The organism is Methylosinus sp. PW1 (genome assembly GCF_000745215.1).
GTDB lineage: Bacteria > Pseudomonadota > Alphaproteobacteria > Rhizobiales > Beijerinckiaceae > Methylosinus.
The window spans coordinates 1,255,571-1,272,644 of the sequence record NZ_JQNK01000009.1 but is presented as its reverse complement, the minus strand read 5'-3'; the positions used below and the strand labels follow the sequence as shown (position 1 = coordinate 1,272,644).

At 64.5% G+C, this 17,074-nt stretch carries 18 protein-coding genes; 12 read left to right on the top strand and 6 right to left on the bottom strand.

Annotated elements, in window-relative coordinates:
* Window positions 1-73: 73 nt before the first annotated feature.
* From folP to K369_RS15615, 11 genes are all read left to right on the top strand, one after another.
* A complete protein-coding gene (gene folP / locus K369_RS15665) occupies window positions 74-847 on the top strand; it encodes a dihydropteroate synthase (RefSeq protein ID WP_198033196.1) in 774 nt (257 codons plus the stop codon).
* Entirely contained in the window at window positions 844-1,353 is a 510-nt protein-coding gene (folK, locus tag K369_RS15660) for a 2-amino-4-hydroxy-6-hydroxymethyldihydropteridine diphosphokinase (protein ID WP_036292376.1), read from the top strand. Before folP ends, folK begins: the two co-directional genes overlap by 4 nt.
* Window positions 1,354-1,921: 568 nt before the next feature.
* Window positions 1,922-2,692 carry a bacterial ammonia monooxygenase, subunit AmoC gene (gene amoC, locus K369_RS15655; RefSeq protein ID WP_084570631.1) on the top strand — a complete coding sequence of 257 codons (771 nt, stop codon included), beginning with the start codon at window positions 1,922-1,924 and terminating at the stop codon, window positions 2,690-2,692.
* 257 nt (window positions 2,693-2,949) lie between these two features.
* On the top strand, window positions 2,950-3,708 hold the full coding sequence (amoA, locus tag K369_RS15650) for a bacterial ammonia monooxygenase, subunit AmoA (RefSeq protein ID WP_018265152.1): 759 nt from the start codon (window positions 2,950-2,952) through the stop codon (window positions 3,706-3,708).
* A gap of 157 nt (window positions 3,709-3,865) precedes the next feature.
* Entirely contained in the window at window positions 3,866-5,161 is a 1,296-nt protein-coding gene (amoB, locus tag K369_RS15645; protein WP_036290909.1) for a bacterial ammonia monooxygenase, subunit AmoB, read from the top strand.
* 158 nt (window positions 5,162-5,319) lie between these two features.
* Window positions 5,320-5,898: a hypothetical protein gene (locus K369_RS15640; RefSeq protein ID WP_036292374.1), complete on the top strand. Its 579-nt coding sequence runs from the start codon at window positions 5,320-5,322 to the stop codon at window positions 5,896-5,898.
* A gap of 136 nt (window positions 5,899-6,034) precedes the next feature.
* The gene (locus K369_RS15635) at window positions 6,035-7,063 is read left to right on the top strand and encodes a sulfate ABC transporter substrate-binding protein (protein ID WP_036292373.1); all 1,029 of its coding nucleotides are present in this window, start codon (window positions 6,035-6,037) and stop codon (window positions 7,061-7,063) included.
* A 17-nt stretch (window positions 7,064-7,080) separates the two neighbouring features.
* Window positions 7,081-7,947 carry a sulfate ABC transporter permease subunit CysT gene (cysT, locus tag K369_RS15630; protein ID WP_036292372.1) on the top strand — a complete coding sequence of 289 codons (867 nt, stop codon included), beginning with the start codon at window positions 7,081-7,083 and terminating at the stop codon, window positions 7,945-7,947.
* Window positions 7,940-8,833, top strand: coding sequence for a sulfate ABC transporter permease subunit CysW (gene cysW / locus K369_RS15625; RefSeq protein WP_036292371.1), 894 nt, complete (start codon window positions 7,940-7,942; stop codon window positions 8,831-8,833). The genes cysT and cysW overlap by 8 nt, the downstream gene beginning before the upstream one ends.
* A 22-nt stretch (window positions 8,834-8,855) precedes the next feature.
* Window positions 8,856-9,929 (top strand): sulfate/molybdate ABC transporter ATP-binding protein, encoded by a 1,074-nt coding sequence (locus K369_RS15620; RefSeq protein ID WP_036292369.1) that lies wholly within the window; start codon window positions 8,856-8,858, stop codon window positions 9,927-9,929.
* 21 nt (window positions 9,930-9,950) lie between these two features.
* Complete coding sequence (locus K369_RS15615) at window positions 9,951-10,325, top strand: VOC family protein (RefSeq protein ID WP_371033317.1); 375 nt, start codon at window positions 9,951-9,953, stop codon at window positions 10,323-10,325.
* Between the two features lie 56 nt (window positions 10,326-10,381).
* Here K369_RS15615 and K369_RS15610 read toward each other — a convergent pair whose 3' ends face one another.
* Complete coding sequence (locus K369_RS15610; RefSeq protein WP_036295451.1) at window positions 10,382-11,011, bottom strand: hypothetical protein; 630 nt, start codon at window positions 11,009-11,011, stop codon at window positions 10,382-10,384.
* 195 nt (window positions 11,012-11,206) lie between these two features.
* Between K369_RS15610 and K369_RS15605 the strand changes: the two genes are divergently transcribed.
* Window positions 11,207-12,565, top strand: a complete 1,359-nt coding sequence (locus tag K369_RS15605; protein ID WP_245278216.1) for a UDP-N-acetylglucosamine-peptide N-acetylglucosaminyltransferase — start codon at window positions 11,207-11,209, stop codon at window positions 12,563-12,565.
* Between the two features lie 122 nt (window positions 12,566-12,687).
* Here the strand turns inward: K369_RS15605 and K369_RS15600 are convergent, their stop codons facing one another.
* The 5 genes from K369_RS15600 to rbfA form a co-directional block, all read right to left on the bottom strand.
* Window positions 12,688-12,924, bottom strand: coding sequence for a hypothetical protein (locus tag K369_RS15600; protein WP_036292367.1), 237 nt, complete (start codon window positions 12,922-12,924; stop codon window positions 12,688-12,690).
* A gap of 244 nt (window positions 12,925-13,168) precedes the next feature.
* Window positions 13,169-14,602 carry a homospermidine synthase gene (locus K369_RS15595; protein ID WP_036292366.1) on the bottom strand — a complete coding sequence of 478 codons (1,434 nt, stop codon included), beginning with the start codon at window positions 14,600-14,602 and terminating at the stop codon, window positions 13,169-13,171.
* A 205-nt stretch (window positions 14,603-14,807) separates the two neighbouring features.
* Complete coding sequence (gene murI, locus K369_RS15590; protein WP_156967946.1) at window positions 14,808-15,623, bottom strand: glutamate racemase; 816 nt, start codon at window positions 15,621-15,623, stop codon at window positions 14,808-14,810.
* 127 nt (window positions 15,624-15,750) lie between these two features.
* A complete protein-coding gene (truB, locus tag K369_RS15585) occupies window positions 15,751-16,650 on the bottom strand; it encodes a tRNA pseudouridine(55) synthase TruB (protein WP_036292365.1) in 900 nt (299 codons plus the stop codon).
* Entirely contained in the window at window positions 16,647-17,072 is a 426-nt protein-coding gene (rbfA, locus tag K369_RS15580) for a 30S ribosome-binding factor RbfA (RefSeq protein ID WP_026191473.1), read from the bottom strand. Before rbfA ends, truB begins: the two co-directional genes overlap by 4 nt.
* Window positions 17,073-17,074 lie beyond the last annotated feature (2 nt).

Sequence of the window (17,074 nt, the reverse complement as noted above, 5' to 3'; positions counted from 1 at the left end):
GACCAGAGTGACGACGACGATTGAATCGTCGCGCGAGCGATTCTTTTCGCTCGTCGCGGCGCGGCCGGTCATCATGGGCATCGTCAATGTGACGCCCGATTCCTTTTCCGACGGCGGCCGCTTTTTCGCGCCGGAAGCCGCGCTGGCGCAGGCTCAAAAGCTCGCCGCCGACGGCGCGGACATTGTCGATGTCGGCGCCGAATCGACCCGCCCCGGCCATACGCCGCTGACCGCCGACGAGGAGTGGACGCGTCTCGCGCCGCTGCTCGAGACGCTGGTCGCGCAATGCGGCGTTCCGGTCTCCATCGACACCTATAAGGCGCAGACGGCGCGCCGGGCGCTCGCGGCCGGCGTGACGATCATCAACGATATCTGGGGCCTGCAGCGCGACCCCGATATGGCTCCGGCGATCGCCGAGACGGGCGCCGGCGTCGTCGTCATGCACAATCGCGCCGAGGTCGCGCCCGATATCGACATCGTCTCGGACATGCTCGGCTTTTTCGAGCGTTCGCTGGAGATCGCCGCCGCCGCCGGCGTGCCGGAATCGCGCGTGATCCTCGATCCGGGCGTCGGCTTCGGCAAGACGCGCGAGCAGGATTTCGCGGCGCTGCGCGGCGTTCCGCAGCTCATGCGATTCGGGCGGCCGGTGCTCATAGGCGTGTCGCGAAAACGCCTGTTCGGCGCGCTGCTCGGCGCCGAGGTGGATGCGCGCCTCATCGCCACAGTGGCGGCAAATCTGATCGCGGCGCTAGAGGGCGCGCGGATTTTCCGCGTCCACGACGCCGCAGAGCACCGGGCGGCCTTCGCCGTGCTCGACACTCTGACACAGGGAAAAGGACGGATATGACGACGTCTGAGACGCGGGTCGGCTTCGGTTTCGGCAGCAATCTGGGGGACAAGCCCGCCAATATTCGGCGCGCGGTCGCGCTGGTCGGGGAGCGTGGGATCGCGCGCCTCGACGCTGTCTCGCGTATCTATCGGACGCCCCCTTGGGGCGATGTCGATCAGGGCGATTTCGCCAACGCCTGCGCGCTCGGCTGGACCCGTTTGTCGCCCTATGAGCTGCTCGCCGCGGTCAAGACGATCGAAGCCGATATGGGCCGCACGCCGACGCGCCGCTGGGGGCCGCGGCTGATCGACGTGGATATTCTCTTTCTCGGCGATCACACGATGGATGATCCCGAGCTCACCTTGCCGCATAAGGAGCTGTTTTCCCGTGCTTTCGTGCTGAAGCCGCTGGCGGAGATCGGCCCCGATCTGACGCTCGACGGCGCCTCGATCGCGCGCGCGGCCGCCGAAGCGGCGGCGGAGGGGATCGGAATTTGGGAGGAAAAGTCCACCGACGCCCGATGAGCCATGACGCCACAATTCTATTGGGTAGTTTAGTTATCCATCCGGGCAGGGCTCCGCTCCAGGTTTTGAAATCAGCATTAAACATATGATTATATTGCATATAATAGTTGATAGAAGAAATCTATCAATGCGCTTAAGGGTGGGTATGTCGTCCAATACGGCATGGCGGCTCCCGCCCAAAATCGTTTTCAATACCCCTCAATAGATTGCCATATACTACCCTATTGGATATTGTCATTACGAAGCGGAACGGAAATGGTTGCGGCTCGCCGAACGAGGGCGTTTTGGATGTTTTGGCGCTGGGAGGCGCCGGGGGGTCTGGGGCTTTCGTTTCGCGCGGCGGTTTCGAGAAAATTCGTCTCCGAGCAAAGAAGAAGAATGCCGTCGTCGGGTCCTTTTGAGAGGGGTCGTCGGGCGGTGAGAGCGGGAGGTCGGGACAGCGGCTCGTCGAGCACGAGGCCGCGGCTGCGACAATCAACCGTTGGAGACGAAGGCGCGTGCCGAGCAGGGAGGCGGGACGCGGCGAGATCGCTTCGAGAATCCCTGGGAGCACTTAGGAGGAATTGAGATGAGCGTAACGACAGAGACATCGGCCGGCGCAGCCGCCGGCTCAGATGCCATCGTGGACTTGAAGGGCCTGTGGATCGGCGTGTCCGTCCTCAATGTTTTCTACCTCTTCATCCGCATCTATGAGCAGATCTTCGGCTGGCGCGCGGGCCTCGACTCGTTCGCTCCGGAGTTCCAGACGTATTGGCTGACGATGCTGTGGACGGAAATTCCGCTGGAGCTCGTCGCCGGTCTCGGCCTCGCCGGCTATCTGTGGAAGACCCGCGACCGCAATGTCGACGCGGTTTCTCCGCGTGAGGAGCTTCGCCGTCACGTCGTGCTGCTGCAGTGGCTGACGGTCTACTCGGTGGCCATCTACTGGGGCGCCAGCTTCTTCACGGAGCAGGACGGCACCTGGCACATGACGGTGATTCGCGACACGGACTTCACGCCGTCGCACATCATCGAGTTCTATCTCAGCTACCCGATCTACTCGATCTTCGGCGTCGGCTCGTTCTTCTACGCCAAGACCCGCATTCCGTTCTTCGCGCACGGCTATTCGCTGGCGTTCCTGATCGTGGCCATCGGCCCGTTCATGATCATCCCGAACGTCGGCCTGAACGAGTGGGGCCACACCTTCTGGTTCATGGAAGAGCTGTTCGTCGCTCCGCTGCATTGGGGCTTCGTGTTCTTCGGCTGGATGGCTCTGGGCGTGTTCGGCGTCGTCCTGCAGATCCTGGCCGGCGTGAAGCGCCTGCTCGGCAAGGACGGCGTTGCGGCGCTGATCGGCTGATAGCGGCCTGAACTCTCGGCCGCCCGCTCTGGCGGACGGCCGCCTCCGGCGAATGAATTTTCCGAATGCTCTCGGAACGTGAGGCTTCGTCCGAGCGGCCGCCGGTCGGCGGCTCGGACGGGGTTTCGGAGAGCGGGCGGGAAGCGTGGCCGCCGGGGTGACGCATTCAAAGGACAATCCGGCGCGAGAGAGCCGGAGGCAGGTCTCGAGACGCCGGCGCGAAGACGCCGGGCGGACAGACACCAAGGAGAAGAGTGATGTCTACATCGAAGAGCGGGGGGGCTATCGGGCCTTTCCATTCTGTCGCGGAAGCGGCGGGATGCGTTAAGACCTCCGATTGGCTGATTCTGACGCTGCTGTTTCTGGCAGTGCTGGGCGGCTATCATATTCACTTCATGCTGACGGCGGGCGACTGGGACTTCTGGGTCGACTGGAAAGACCGTCGTATGTGGCCGACGGTCATCCCGATCCTGGGCGTGACCTTCGCGGCCGCCGCTCAGGCGTTCCTGTGGGAGAACTTCCGTCTCCCGTTCGGCGCGACCTTCGCGGTTCTGGGTCTGCTCATCGGCGAGTGGATCAACCGCTATGTGAACTTCTGGGGCTGGACCTACTTCCCGATCAGCCTGGTGTTCCCGTCGGCTCTGGTCGTTCCGGCCCTGTGGCTGGACATCATCCTGCTGCTGTCGGGCTCCTATGTGATCACGGCTGTGGTCGGCGCCCTGGGCTGGGGTCTGCTGTTCTACCCGAACAACTGGCCGGCGATCGCCGCCTTCCATCAGGCGACGGAGCAGCATGGTCAGCTGATGTCTCTGGCTGATCTGATCGGCCTCCACTTCGTCCGCACCTCGATGCCGGAATACATCCGCATGGTCGAGCGCGGCACGCTGCGCACCTTCGGTAAGGACGTCGTGCCGGTGGCCGCGTTCTTCTCGGGCTTCGTGTCGATGCTCGTGTACTTCCTGTGGTGGTTCGTCGGCAAGTGGTACTCCACCACGAAGGTGATCACCAAGATCTGATCGGCCGCAAGGCGACGGATCGCGATCCCTCACGCGAGGAGGGGCGGCTGCGAAGGGCTCCTTAGAAGAGAGTCCGGGAGAGCCGCTCCGGCAAGGACGACAGCGGACGATCGGCCCGACGGGCCGGTCCGCGAAGAGAAACTTGGGAGGTTGTTCCATGAAACTGTTGGAGAGAATGGCCGTGCTGGCGACGGGACGCGTCGCTCGGCTCTTCGGCCTGGGCATGGCGGCTGCGGTCGCCGCGACGATGGGCTCCGTCGCTCCGGCGTCGGCGCACGGCGAGAAGTCGCAGCAGGCGTTTCTGCGCATGCGCACGCTGAACTGGTATGACGTGAAGTGGTCGAAGACCTCGCTGAACGTCAACGAGTCGCTGGTGCTTTCGGGCAAGGTGCACGTGTTCTCGGCTTGGCCGCAGGCCGTGGCGAACCCGAAGTCGTCGTTCCTGAACGCCGGCGAGCCCGGCCCGGTTCTGGTTCGCACGGCTCAGTTCATCGGCGAGCAGTTCGCTCCGCGTTCGGTTTCGCTCGAGGTCGGCAAGGATTACGCCTTCTCGATCGAGCTGAAGGCGCGCCGCGCCGGCCGCTGGCACGTCCATGCGCAGATCAACGTCGAAGGCGGCGGCCCGATCATCGGACCCGGCCAGTGGATCGAGATCAAGGGCGACATGGCCGACTTCAAGGACCCGGTCACGCTGCTGGACGGCACGACCGTGGACCTCGAGACCTACGGCATCGACCGCATCTACGCTTGGCACTTCCCGTGGATGATCGCGGCTGCGGCCTGGATCCTCTACTGGTTCTTCAAGAAGGGCATCATCGCTTCCTACCTGCGCGTCAGCGAAGGCAAGGAAGACGAGCAGATCGGTGACGACGACCGTCGCGTCGGCGCTATCGTTCTGGCGGTGACGATCCTGGCGACGATCATCGGCTACGCTGTCACCAACAGCACCTTCCCGCGCACGATCCCGCTTCAGGCCGGCTTGCAGAAGCCGCTGACGCCGATCACCGAGGAAGGCACTGTGGGCGTCGGCACGAAGGTCGTGACGGCGGATCTCAAGGGCGGCGTCTACAAGGTGCCGGGCCGCGAGCTGACGGTTCAGGTGAAGATCACGAACAAGACGGACGAGCCGCTGAAGCTCGGCGAGTATACGGCGGCGGGTCTCCGCTTCCTGAACCCCGACGTGTTCACGACGAAGCCGGAGTTCCCCGACTATCTGCTGGCGGACCGTGGTCTGTCGACGGATCCGACGCCGATCGCGCCGGGTGAGACGAAGACGATCGAGATCAAGGTGCAGGACGCGCGTTGGGACATCGAGCGTCTCTCCGACCTCGCCTATGACACGGACAGCCAGATCGGCGGTCTGCTGTTCTTCTTCGGCCCGTCGGGCAAGCGCTACGCCACCGAAATCGGCGGCCCGGTCATTCCGAAGTTCGTCGCCGGCGACATGCCCTGATCGAGCTCTCTGAAGCCTGAAAATACCGCCGGCCGGGCCTCGCGCCCGGCCGGTTTCTTTTTGCGGAGCGATGTTTTTCTTCTTCGCGCGGCGCCTTGCAGGGTGTGCGATAGCGGATTAAGTGCAATCTGAAACTCTGCGCTCATCGGGGGAAGCGCATGTCGCGTCGTCGTATCGCGCAATTGCTCTTGCCGGCCGCTCTCGTCGCGATGAGCGCCGCCCATTCGGCGCTGGCGCGCGGCGATCTCCTTCCCGACAAAGACAGCTGCGTGCTGAAGATCGGCCCCGAGATCATCTATTTCGCGGGCTACCAGCCCGGCGCGGCGCAGCAGAAAAAATTCTGCGAGGATGCTCCCCAATCGGGAGAAACGATCTTCGTCTTCGACTATGCGGCCCCCGAGCTTCGCGAAATGAAGGCGGGCTTTCGCATCTTGCTGCCGAGCGAGAACAGCGAGAACGCGTCGAGCATGGAGACGGCGACTGTCGCCTCGCTGCCTCCGCAGATCTATCCCAAGGGGACGTTTTCTTTCGCGCATGTCTTCGCCCAGCCGGGCGATTTCATCGGCGTCGTCACCATCGACGGCGCGGCCGGCGAGCATTGGACAGCGCGCTTTCCCTTTTCCGTGGGCAAGCGCCGCTTCGAAATCAGCCCCTATTATCTGATCGCCGTCGCCGGCTTGCTCGCCGCGTTTCTGTTCGTCTCCAGCCGCTCGAAGCCTGCGGGATCCCGGCGCTGATCGACTCGCGCGACGCCTTTTGCGCTGAAAAAGTATGAATTCGGCGTTCCGCGCGTCGAAGACACGGTTTACAGCATCATCAAAATATATTAGTCCATTACATGAGTGAATTTATAGACCATAGAAGGAGACCCGTATGAGGAGCGTTTCAATTTCGCGGCGCCGCTTTGGCGCGGTGGTCGCGCTCGCCGCGAGCGTGTCGTTTTTCGTCGATGCGACGGCGCAGGCGGCGACCTCGCTGCTCAATGTCTCCTATGATCCCACCCGTGAGCTCTATAAGGCGATCAATCCCGCCTTCGCCGCCGATTGGAAGGCGAAGACCGGCGATACGATCGAGCTTCAGGCCTCTCATGCAGGTTCGGGCGCCCAGGCGCGCGCGGTGATCGACGGTCTCGCGGCCGATGTCGTGACCCTGGCGCTCGCCGCCGACATAGACGCGATCGCGAGCAAGACCGGAAAGATCGCGCCCGATTGGCAGAAGAAGCTGCCGAACAACGCCTCGCCCTACACATCGACGATCGTCTTCCTGGTGCGCAAGGGCAATCCGAAGAAGATCAAAAATTGGGACGATCTCGCCAAGCCCGGCGTCGCGGTCATCACCCCCAATCCGAAGACCTCCGGCGGCGCGCGCTGGAACTATCTCGGCGCCTGGGGCTATGCGCTGAAAAAGTTCGGCGGCGACGAGGCGAAGACCAAGGAATTCGTCAAGGCGATCTATAAGAACGCCCCGGTGCTCGACACGGGCGCGCGTGGCTCGACGATCACTTTCGCCCAGCGTGGTCTCGGTGATGTGCTGATCGCCTGGGAGAACGAGGCCTTCCTCGCCTTCGAGGAATTCGGCAAGGACAAGTTCGAGATCGTCGTTCCCTCCAGCTCGATTCTCGCCGAGCCGCCGGTCGCGGTCGTCGATGGCAATGTCGACGCCAAGGGGACGCGCAAGGCCGCCGAGGCCTTTGTCAACTTCCTCTACACGCCGGCCGCGCAGGCGATCATCGCCAAGAATTACTATCGTCCCGCGCATCCCGAATTCGCGGCCAAGGAAGATCTGAAGCGTCTTCCCAAGCTCGAGCTCTTCACCGTCGATCAGGTCTTCGGCGGCTGGACCAAAGCGCAGAAGACACATTTCGCCGATGGCGGCGTCTTCGACGATATTCAAAAGCAGTAAAGGCGCAAGGAATTCTCATGAGCGCCGCTGCGCCCGTCGCGAACAAGAAGGCTCGGAGCTTCACCGCTCCGAGCGTTATTCCGGGATTTCGGGCGACCTTCGGCTTCACCATCTTTTATCTGAGCCTCATCGTCCTGTTTCCTCTTTCACTGCTGATTTTCCGCGCCTCCTCGCTCGGTCTTTCAGGCCTCTATGGAATAGCGGTCGAGCCGCGCGTCGCCGCGGCGCTGCGCACCAGCTTCTTCATCTCCTTTGCCGCCGCCGCGATCGATGTCGTCTTTGGCCTCGTCGCCGCCTGGGTGCTGACGCGCTATGAATTTCCAGGCCGGCGCTTTCTCGACGCCATCGTCGATCTACCTTTCGCCCTCCCCACGGCGGTCGCCGGCATTGCGCTCGCGGCGCTCTATGCGCCCAATGGCTGGCTCGGCGAGCCGCTCGCCGATTACGACATAAAGATCGCCTTCACGCGCTGGGGCATTCTGGTTGCGCTGGTGTTCGTCGGCCTGCCCTTCGTCGTGCGCACGGTGCAGCCGCTCCTGGCCGAAATCGACGCAGAGCTCGAGGAGGCGTCGGCGACGCTCGGCGCGAGCCGTGCGCAGACAGTGTGGCGCGTGCTGCTGCCGCCGATCCTGCCGGCGCTGCTCACCGGCTTCGCGCTGGCGTTTGCGCGTAGCGTCGGCGAATATGGCTCGGTGATCTTCATCGCCGGCAATCTCGCCTATATCTCGGAAATCGCGCCCTTGCTGATCATCGTCAAGCTCGAGCAGTTCGATTACGCGGGCGCGACGGGCATCGCGACCATCATGCTCGCCATCTCTTTTTCCGTGCTGCTCGCGATCAATCTGATCCAGGCCTGGAGTCAGAAGAGGTTCGGTCATGTCTGACGCGATCCCGTCCACGGCGCTCGCGCCGGCCATTGCGGTCGCGCCGCCGCGCAGCGTGACGGAGGAGACGCCGCTCACGCGCTATGTGCTGATCGGCGTCGCCGTGGCCTTTCTCGGCCTCTTCCTTCTGCTTCCGCTCGCCGTCGTCTTCACCGAGGCGGTCGCCAAGGGGGCCGGCGCGTTCTTCGCCACTTTCGAGGAGCCGGACGCCCGCGCAGCGATCCGCCTCACGCTCATCGTCGCGGCGATCGTGGTGCCGCTCAATGCGCTCTTCGGCGTTTGCGCGGCCTGGGCGATCTCCAAATTCTCGTTTCCGGGCAAGAGCGTGCTCATCACGCTCATCGATCTGCCCTTTTCCGTCTCCCCGGTGGTGTCCGGCCTCGTCTATGTGCTGGTCTTCGGCTCGCAGGGGCTGCTCGGCCCCACATTTGCGGCCTATGGAATTCAGGTCGTCTTCGCCATCCCCGGCATTGTTCTCGCGACAATTTTCGTCACCTTCCCCTTCGTCGCGCGGGAACTGATCCCGCTGATGCAGGAGCAGGGAACGGTGGAGGAGGAGGCGGCGCTGACGCTCGGGGCGAGCGGCTTCCGCACTTTTCTCACAGTGACATTGCCCAACATCAAATGGGGCCTGCTCTATGGCGTGCTCCTCGCAAACGCCCGCGCCATGGGCGAGTTCGGCGCGGTTTCGGTCGTCTCGGGCCATATTCGCGGCCTGACCAACACGATACCTCTCCAGGTGGAGATCCTCTATAATGAGTATAACATCGTCTCGGCGTTCGCCCTCGCCTCCCTCCTGGCTGGGCTGGCTCTCGTCACTCTTGGAATCAAGACGCTCCTCGAATGGCGCTACGCCGGCCAAATCGCTAGCCGCCGACGTCACTGAGGCGGCGCCGCGCCCCCATGGCGTGGAAATCAAGATCGAGCGCGTCGAGAAGGATTTCGGCGACTATCCCGCTTTGCGCGACGTCAATCTGACGATCGCGCGCGGCGAGCTGGTCGCGCTGCTGGGACCGTCGGGCTCCGGCAAGACCACGCTGCTGCGCGCCATCGCCGGCCTGTCCAGCCCCGATCGCGGCCGCATTCTCTTCGATTCGGAGGACGCGACCACTTTGTCGGTGCAGGAGCGGCGCGTCGGCTTCGTGTTCCAGAATTACGCGCTGTTCAAGCATCTGACTGTCGCCGACAACATCGCCTATGGGCTGAAGGTTCGCCCGCGCCGCTCGCGTCCGTCCCGCGCCGAGATCGCCGCGCGCGCGGCCGAGCTGCTGGAATTCGTGCAGCTCGACGGGCTCGGCGGACGCTATCCGGCGCAGCTCTCCGGCGGCCAGCGCCAGCGTGTGGCGCTCGCGCGCGCCCTCGCCATCGAGCCGCGCGTGCTCCTGCTGGACGAGCCCTTCGGCGCTCTCGATGCGCGCGTGCGCAAGGATCTGCGCCGCTGGCTGCGCGACGTGCATCGGCAGACCGGACTCACCACGGTCTTTGTGACGCACGACCAGGATGAGGCGATGGAGCTCGCCGATCGCGTGGTGGTGCTGGACAAGGGCCATATCGAGCAGATCGGCACGCCGGACGAGCTCTATGATCGGCCGGCTTCGCCCTTCGTGCTCTCCTTCGTCGGCGAGGCGCTGGCGCTTCCGGTGCAGGTCGCCGACGGCAAGGTGATCTTCCAGGGCAAGGAACTGCACGTCTCCTCGGAAAACCTGCGCAATGGACCGGCGCGCGTCTATTTCCGTCCCGCCGACATCGCTCTGCATGGCGGTCAGATCGGCGCGCTCGAGGGCCGGGTCGAGGCGGTGCGCCGCACGGCTGCGGGCTTGCGCGCGTCGATCTCCATCCCCGGCTATGACCAGACGGTCGAGGTCGACACGGATGATCGCGCCGGAGCGACGCTCGGCAGCAGCGTGCCGCTGTCGCTGAATAATGTGCGGATTTTCTCGACCGCGGCCGAGGAGACGCTCGGCGACGGCGCGGGGATTTGAGAAGGGCCGGCCGATCGAACGATGATGATCAGTCATCTATCGATCGGAGTGTCCGATCTCGGGCAGGCGATAGAATTCTATGACGCGGTTCTCGCCGTGCTCGGCTATCGGCGGCTCTACACCGGACCCAGATCTGTCGGCTATGGGACGCCGGACGGGCGCGAGCCTTTCGCTCTGAAGCAGCGCTCGGCGTCCGACATAGGCGTCGACGCGGGCTTTCATCTGGCTTTCGCCGCGCCGACTCCCGAGGCCGTTCGGGCTTTTCACGCGGCGGCGCTCGCGCGCGGCGCGCAGGATGACGGAGCGCCCGGTCCGCGGCCGCGCTATGGCCCGAGCTACTATGCCGCATTCGTGATCGACATCGACGGACACAAGCTCGAGGCCGTATACCAGTAGTTTCGCGGGGCGGCCGGCGCTCGACTCTGCCGCTGAAGCGCCGGACGCGCGAAGGCTCAGAGAACAGCGGACGAGAGGGATGTGATCGCCTTCTTATCAGCGAGCCATTCTGCGAACTGCTTCACCTCGCCGACGCCGTCCTCGACGACGGCCTCATAGACATATGCGCTCGGAATCCTGTTTTCCGACGATCCGGATTTCGTCGCCGCCAACGCCTGCTTGATGATCAGTATCGTCTTCCGGCGGTCGTCGTCGAGACGCGGCGGGAGCGTCTGCAAGTGGCGCAGGTCTGGCTGCCGTTCGGGCCGACCCACCGCCCAAATATCGAGAGTCCAGTCGATTCCCTCGCCGACGCGCGCCGACACTCCGAGATACAGACCGTCCGGATAGCTCGCCGGATCGGCGTTCCACGCGCCGCTGTCGTTTCTGAAGCGGACGGAAACCACATAGCGATCCATCGACATGAGTTCGGCTCCAGCGCGAATGAAGGCCTCGCGCGCCTCGCCGGACAGGCTTTCGCAAACCACAGTGATGTCGATGTCTCGCCGAACCATCAGGCCGAGAGCGGAACTGCCGACCCGGATCGGTTTGCCGACGCGGCTCAGCAAAACGTCCAGATCGAGGAGATCGACGATCTGGTCGGCTTCCTCCTGCAGAAGCCTTTGAGTCCTCAGAACTTCATCCATTTCGACGCCCCTATGTCGAAAGCGCGCCTCGGAACGAGCTTTCATAAAATAAAAGCAGAGCAGTCGCCATGCGGCTCCGCTTATGCCCCAGAGCGCCGAGAAATGGCGCGGCGATTGCTTCGGTCCGATGTCTGATCCGGAAGGCGACACGCGCCTTCATGCCCAGGCGAAGGAACTTCGACCTGGGAGACGGCGATGCGATCGCTCGGACGCAGCCGCAGCATGTGCGCTTGGGATGACTTCGCAGGCGACGCCAAAGCGCTCGACGATCTTCTCGCGGCCGACGGCTCCGGCGCGCTGCCGCCTTTTCTCTTTCTCTCGCAGCCGGGCGTCGATGCGGCCGATCAGCGGCGCTGCTCTGAGCTGTGGACGCGCGATCGGCGCGCCGCCGCGGTCGCGGCGCGGCTCGCGCTCGATTTTCGCTTTCGCGCCGCGGATGGACGAAAGATCAAGCTCGGCTATCTCTCCAATGATTTCCACGATCATGCGACGGCGCTGCTGCTGATCGAGACGTTGGAGGCGCATGATCGCGAGCGCTTTTGCGTGAACGCCTATTCCTACGGGGCCGATGACGGCAAGACCATGCGCCGCCGGCTCATAGGCGCTTTCGACTCTTTCGTCGACATAGAGGCGCTCTCCGATGGCGACGCCGCCCGCGCGATCCATCGCGACGAGGTGGACATTCTCATCGATCTCAAAGGCTTCACCGCCAATGCGCGCAGCGGCATTCTGATGCTGCGCCCGGCGCCCGTGCAGGTGAATTATCTCGGCTATCCCGGCACGCTCGGCGAGGATATCTGCGACTACATCGTCACCGACGATTATGTGACGCCGCTCGCCTCCGCCGGCGATTATTCCGAATCCTTCGCCTATATGCCGAACAGCTATCAGCCGCATGGCCGCGCCGGACCGATCGGCCGAAAGCCCGCGCGCGCCGGCATGGGCCTGCCGGAGCAGGGCGTCGTCTTCTGCTGCTTCAATCAGGCCTATAAATTCACGCCGGAGATTTTCGACGTCTGGTGCCGGCTGCTCGACGCCGTGCCGCAGAGCGTCCTATGGCTGCTCGGCGCGCCTATGGCGGAAGGCAATCTGCGCAATGAGGCGTGGAACCGCGGCGTGAACGGGGCGCGTCTCGTCTTCGCGCCGGATATGGCCCAAGGCGAGCATCTCGCGCGGATTCAGCTCGCCGATCTCGTGCTCGACACGGCGCCCTACAACGCCCACACCACGGCGAGCGACGCGCTCTGGGCCGGCGTGCCGATCGTCACTTGCAGCGGCTCGACCTTTCCCTCGCGCGTCGCCGGCAGCCTGCTGCGCGCGGTCGGGCTGACTGAGCTGATCGCCGCCGATCTCGACGATTATTTCGATCTCGCTTATCGGCTGGCGACCGATCCCGCTGGCCTCGCGAAGATCAAGGCGAAGCTCTCGGATAATCGGGCGAGCGCCGCGCTCTTCGATGTTCCCGCCTATACGCGGGATCTCGAAGGCCTCTATCAATCCATGTGGAATCGTCGATCCGCAGGCCTGCCGCCGGCGCTCATACCGGCGGCTTGAAGCCGCGAGTGTCTTCGAGCGAAGTGGGAGCCGCTTCGCGTGTTTGCACCGGAATGACACTAGAGCGTTTCCAGCCGAAGTGGGCGCCGGTTCGGCGTTGGAAACGCGTCAAAACAAAGACTCTAGTTGGAAATGTTGCCGGGGCCTTCCGGCCGCGTGGGGTCGGCGCCGAGGCCGAGCCGCCCGACCGTGCCCGAGAAATTATATCTCTGCCGTTCGCGGTCTGGTCCCGAGCCGGTCTCGGCGTTCTTCGAGACGACCGGTCGCGGCGGCAAATCTTCTGAGCGTTTTGTTTGCGCCTGCGCGACCGAGCAGATGATCGCCATGGCCAGGACGAGGGTCGATTTCGACGTGAGCATCGCTGTCTCCTTCGGAGAGGCTGGAGACCGACCGGCGCTGTCTCGAAGGCGTTCCTTCGCCCCGGCGTGGCTGCAGCATAGCAATGCGATTTGTATCACCGACCACAGCGCAGATTGCGGCGGCTCGCGGCGCTCGGCGCCGTAAATGCGCGCGCCTGTCGCAAATTTGCGACAGGCGCGCTGAAAAGCTCTCCGCCCGAAAGCGATCGCCTTCTCCCGCGAGCGGGAGAAGGACCGGGTTTCGTCACCGAACGAGAATATTCTTGAACTGCCAGGGGTCGCTCTCGTCGATATCCTCCGGGAAGAGACCCGGACGGCCGTCGAGCGGCGTCCAATCCGTGTAGACCCCCTCGACCGGGCCGAGATAGGGCGTCTGCACCTCGAGGCAGCGGCGGAAATCCACCTCGTCGGCCTCGACAATGCCGGCGGTGGGGTTTTCCAGCGCCCACACCATGCCGGCCAGCGCGGCCGAGCTGACCTGCAGGCCGGTGGCGTTCTGATAGGGCGCGAGCTCGCGCGTCTCCTCGATGGAGAGGCGGGAGCCGTACCAATAGGCGTTCTTGGCGTGGCCGTAGAGCAGCACGCCGAGCTCGTCTATGCCGTCGACGATCTCGTTCTCGTCGAGAATCTTCCAGCTCGCCTGCATCTTGCCGGCGCGGCCGAACATCTCGTGCAGCGACAGAACGGCGTCGTCGGCCGGGTGATAGGCGTAATGGCAGGTCGGCCGATAGACCACCTTGCCGGAATCGTCGCGCACCGTGAGGAAATCGGCGATCGAGATCGACTCGTTATGGGTGACGAGGAAGCCGAATTGCGGTCCCGGCGTCGGCGTCCAGCTGCGCACGCGCGTGTTGGCGCCCGGCGACTTCAGATAGATCGCCGCGCCGCAGCCGGAGGAATGCGTCCCTGCGATGTCCGGCAGCGACTTCTCATGCGTGCCCCAGCCCAGCTCGGCCGGCTGCTGACCCTCGGAGACGAAGCCTTCCACCGACCAGGTGTTGACGAAGACGTCGCGCGGCTTGGGGGTCGTGGCGCGCTGCGTGTCGCGCTCGGCGATATGAATGCCCTTGACGCCGAGCTTTTGCGCCAGCGCGCCCCAATCGGCGCGGCTCTTGGGCTCTTCGATCTTCAGGCCGGTGTCGGCGGCGATGTTGAGCAGCGCCTGCTTCACGAACCAGGACACCATGCCCGGATTGGCGCCGCAGCAGGAGACGGCGGTCGGCCCGCCCGGATTGCGTCGACGCTCCTCCAGCACGGTCTCGCGCAGCGCATAGTTCGTGCGCGCCTCGTTGCCGAGGCTGGAGTCGAAATAAAAGCCGGTCCAGGGCTCCACCACCGTGTCGACATAGAGGCAGCCGAGCTCGCGGGCGAGCTTCATAATGTCGAGCGAGGAGGTGTCGACCGACAGATTGACGACGAAGCCCTGTCCCTCGCCCTTGGTGAGCAGAGGGGTGAGCACCTCGCGATAATTGTCCTTGGTCAGCGCGACCTTCTGGAACGCGATGCCGCGAATATCCAGCAACTCGCGATGCGTATCGACAGGATCGATGACGGTGAAACGGCTCTTGTCATAGTCGAAATGGCGTTCGATGAGCGGCAAGATGCCACGTCCGATGGAGCCGAAGCCGATCAGAACGATCGGGCCGGAGATCTTCGCATGGACGGGCCAGTCTGCCATTTCGCTCACCTCTTGGAGTTCGAGAATTATTGTGCGGCGCGTTACAGCAAGAGCCGCGGACATAATCAAGGAAAAACGGGGGCGAGACGGTTTTCGGTCGGAAGGGCGCATTCCTTCTCCCGCTCTGCGGGAGAAGGTGGCCCGGCGTAGCCGGGTCGGATGAGGGCTCTGGCGACCGCGGCGGACCCTCATCCGTCGCGCACGATCATTGGGGCAAATCGTCTCGAGAAAAACCCATTCGCGTCAGCGCCGCGGCCAGCGCCGGCTCCGGGCGCGCCCCGCTGGTGAAGATTGCGCGGGGCGCGGGCGCCGTCGTTGCGCGGTCGGGGCCGAAGCGCTCCGCCAGCAGCCGATCGGCCTGGCGCGCTATGGCGGGGGCGGGGTCGATCCACTCGACCGGCCAGGGCGCGAGGCGCCGGAAAAAATCCAGCAGCAGCGGATAATGCGTGCAGGCGAGCGCGACGACATCCGTCCGCGCCTCGTCGCGCGTGACGAAGCAGGGCGCGATCTCGCGAGCGATGGCCTCCTCTGAAACAGCGGCGCCGCGCATAAAATCCTCGGCGAGCGGGGCGAGGCGCGTCGAGCCGATCAGCGTCACCGCGCAATCTTCCGCGAAGCTGGCGATGAGCGCGCGGGTGTAATCGCGCGCCACAGTGCCGGGCGTCGCCAGCACGGAGACGAGACGCGAGCGCGAACGCTCGGCGGCGGGCTTTATCGCCGGCACTGTGCCGACGAAGGGAAGCTGCGGCCAGCGCGCCCGCAGATGCGGTAGCGCGAGAGTGGAGGCGGTGTTGCAGGCGATGACGACGAGATCGGGCGCCAGCTCGGCGATCAGCCGTTCCATCACCTCCATGACGCGCGCGACCAGCGCCGTCTCGGAGAGCGGACCATAGGGGAAGCCGGCGTCATCGGCGCAATAGAGCAGCGCCGCATGGGGACGCAGCTTCGCGACCTCGGTGAAGACGGTGAGGCCGCCGAGCCCGGAGTCGAAGACGAGGATTTTGGGGACGGGGGGCGTCATGAGGGGCGGTCGGCTCGCAATGTCCTGACGTCCCCGAACCTGCTCCTCTCCCGCAAAGCGGGGGAGGGATGGGGAGGGGGCCTCTCCCCGAATAGAAACCCGTTCCCCCGCGAAGATCAACCTCGCGTCAGAACGGCAGGTTGAACACGCGCGAGGGCTCCAGCGCGCCTTCCACCACCTCGCCGAAAGCGACGGGCACGCCGCCGCAGGCCGCATAGACGACGCCGCCCGCAGGCGCGTCGCGGCCGCGCAGGATCAGCGAGCCGCCCCGCCGCAGCCGCGCCGCAGCGTCGCGATCGACGACGACGCAGGGCAGCTCGGTGAGGCCCGCCTCGACCGAGAGAAGCGCATTGGCCGCCTCGCCGCCCTCGATCTCGTCCAGCGTGTAGCTGTCCTCCTCGAGGAAAGGCCCGACGCGCGTGCGACGCAGCGCGGTCACATGGCCGAAGCAGCCGAGCAGCCGTCCGAGATCGCGCGCGATGGAGCGCACATAGGCGCCCTTGCCGCACTCCATGACCAGCCTCGTTTCCTCCGCCGTCGCATCGACGATGGAGAGGCGATGGATGGTGACGGGGCGCGGCTTCAGCTCCACCGTCTCGCCATCGCGCGCGAGATCATAGGCGCGCTCGCCGGCGATCTTGATGGCGGAATATTGCGGCGGCACTTGCAAAATATCCCCGAGAAAACGCGGCAGCAGCGCCTCGATCTGCGTGATCGTCGGCCGCTCCTCGCTCTCGCGCACGGATTTGCCGTCGGCGTCGTCCGTGTCGGTCTCGACGCCCCAGCGTACGGTGAAGGAATAAGCCTTCTCGCCGTCCTGGACGAAAGGCACGGTCTTGGTCGCCTCGCCGAAGGCGACCGGCAATATGCCGGAGGCGAGCGGGTCCAGCGTGCCGGCGTGTCCGGCCTTCTTGCCATTATAGATCCGCTTCAAGCGCGAGACAGCGTGCGTCGAGGTCATGCCGACGGGCTTGTCGAGCACCACCCAGCCGTCGACGACGGCGCGGGTCGATTTTCTTCCGTTCATTGCTGGGCGCCGTTCTCTTCGTCTGTGGGCTGCTCGAGATCGCGGCGCACGCGCTCGGAGTTCAGCAGCGCGTCGATGCGCGCGACATTGTCGAAACTATCGTCGATGCGGAAACGCACCTCCGGGGCGAATTTGAGATTGACGCTATGGGCGATCTCGCCGCGCAAATATTTTTTATGGCGGTCGAAAGCGCGCAGCACCTCCGGCTCGTCCTTGCCGCCGAGCGGCATGACATAGACGGTGGCGAGCTTCAAATCCGGGCTCATCGTCACGCGCGAGACGGTGACGACATGCTGCTCGAGCACGGGATCTGCGATATCCCCGCGCGAAAGCATCGAAGCGATCTGATGGCGGACGAGCTCGGCGACGCGCAACATGCGCTGCGACGGCTCCGCCCCATGGGCGTGATGGGCTCTGGACATGG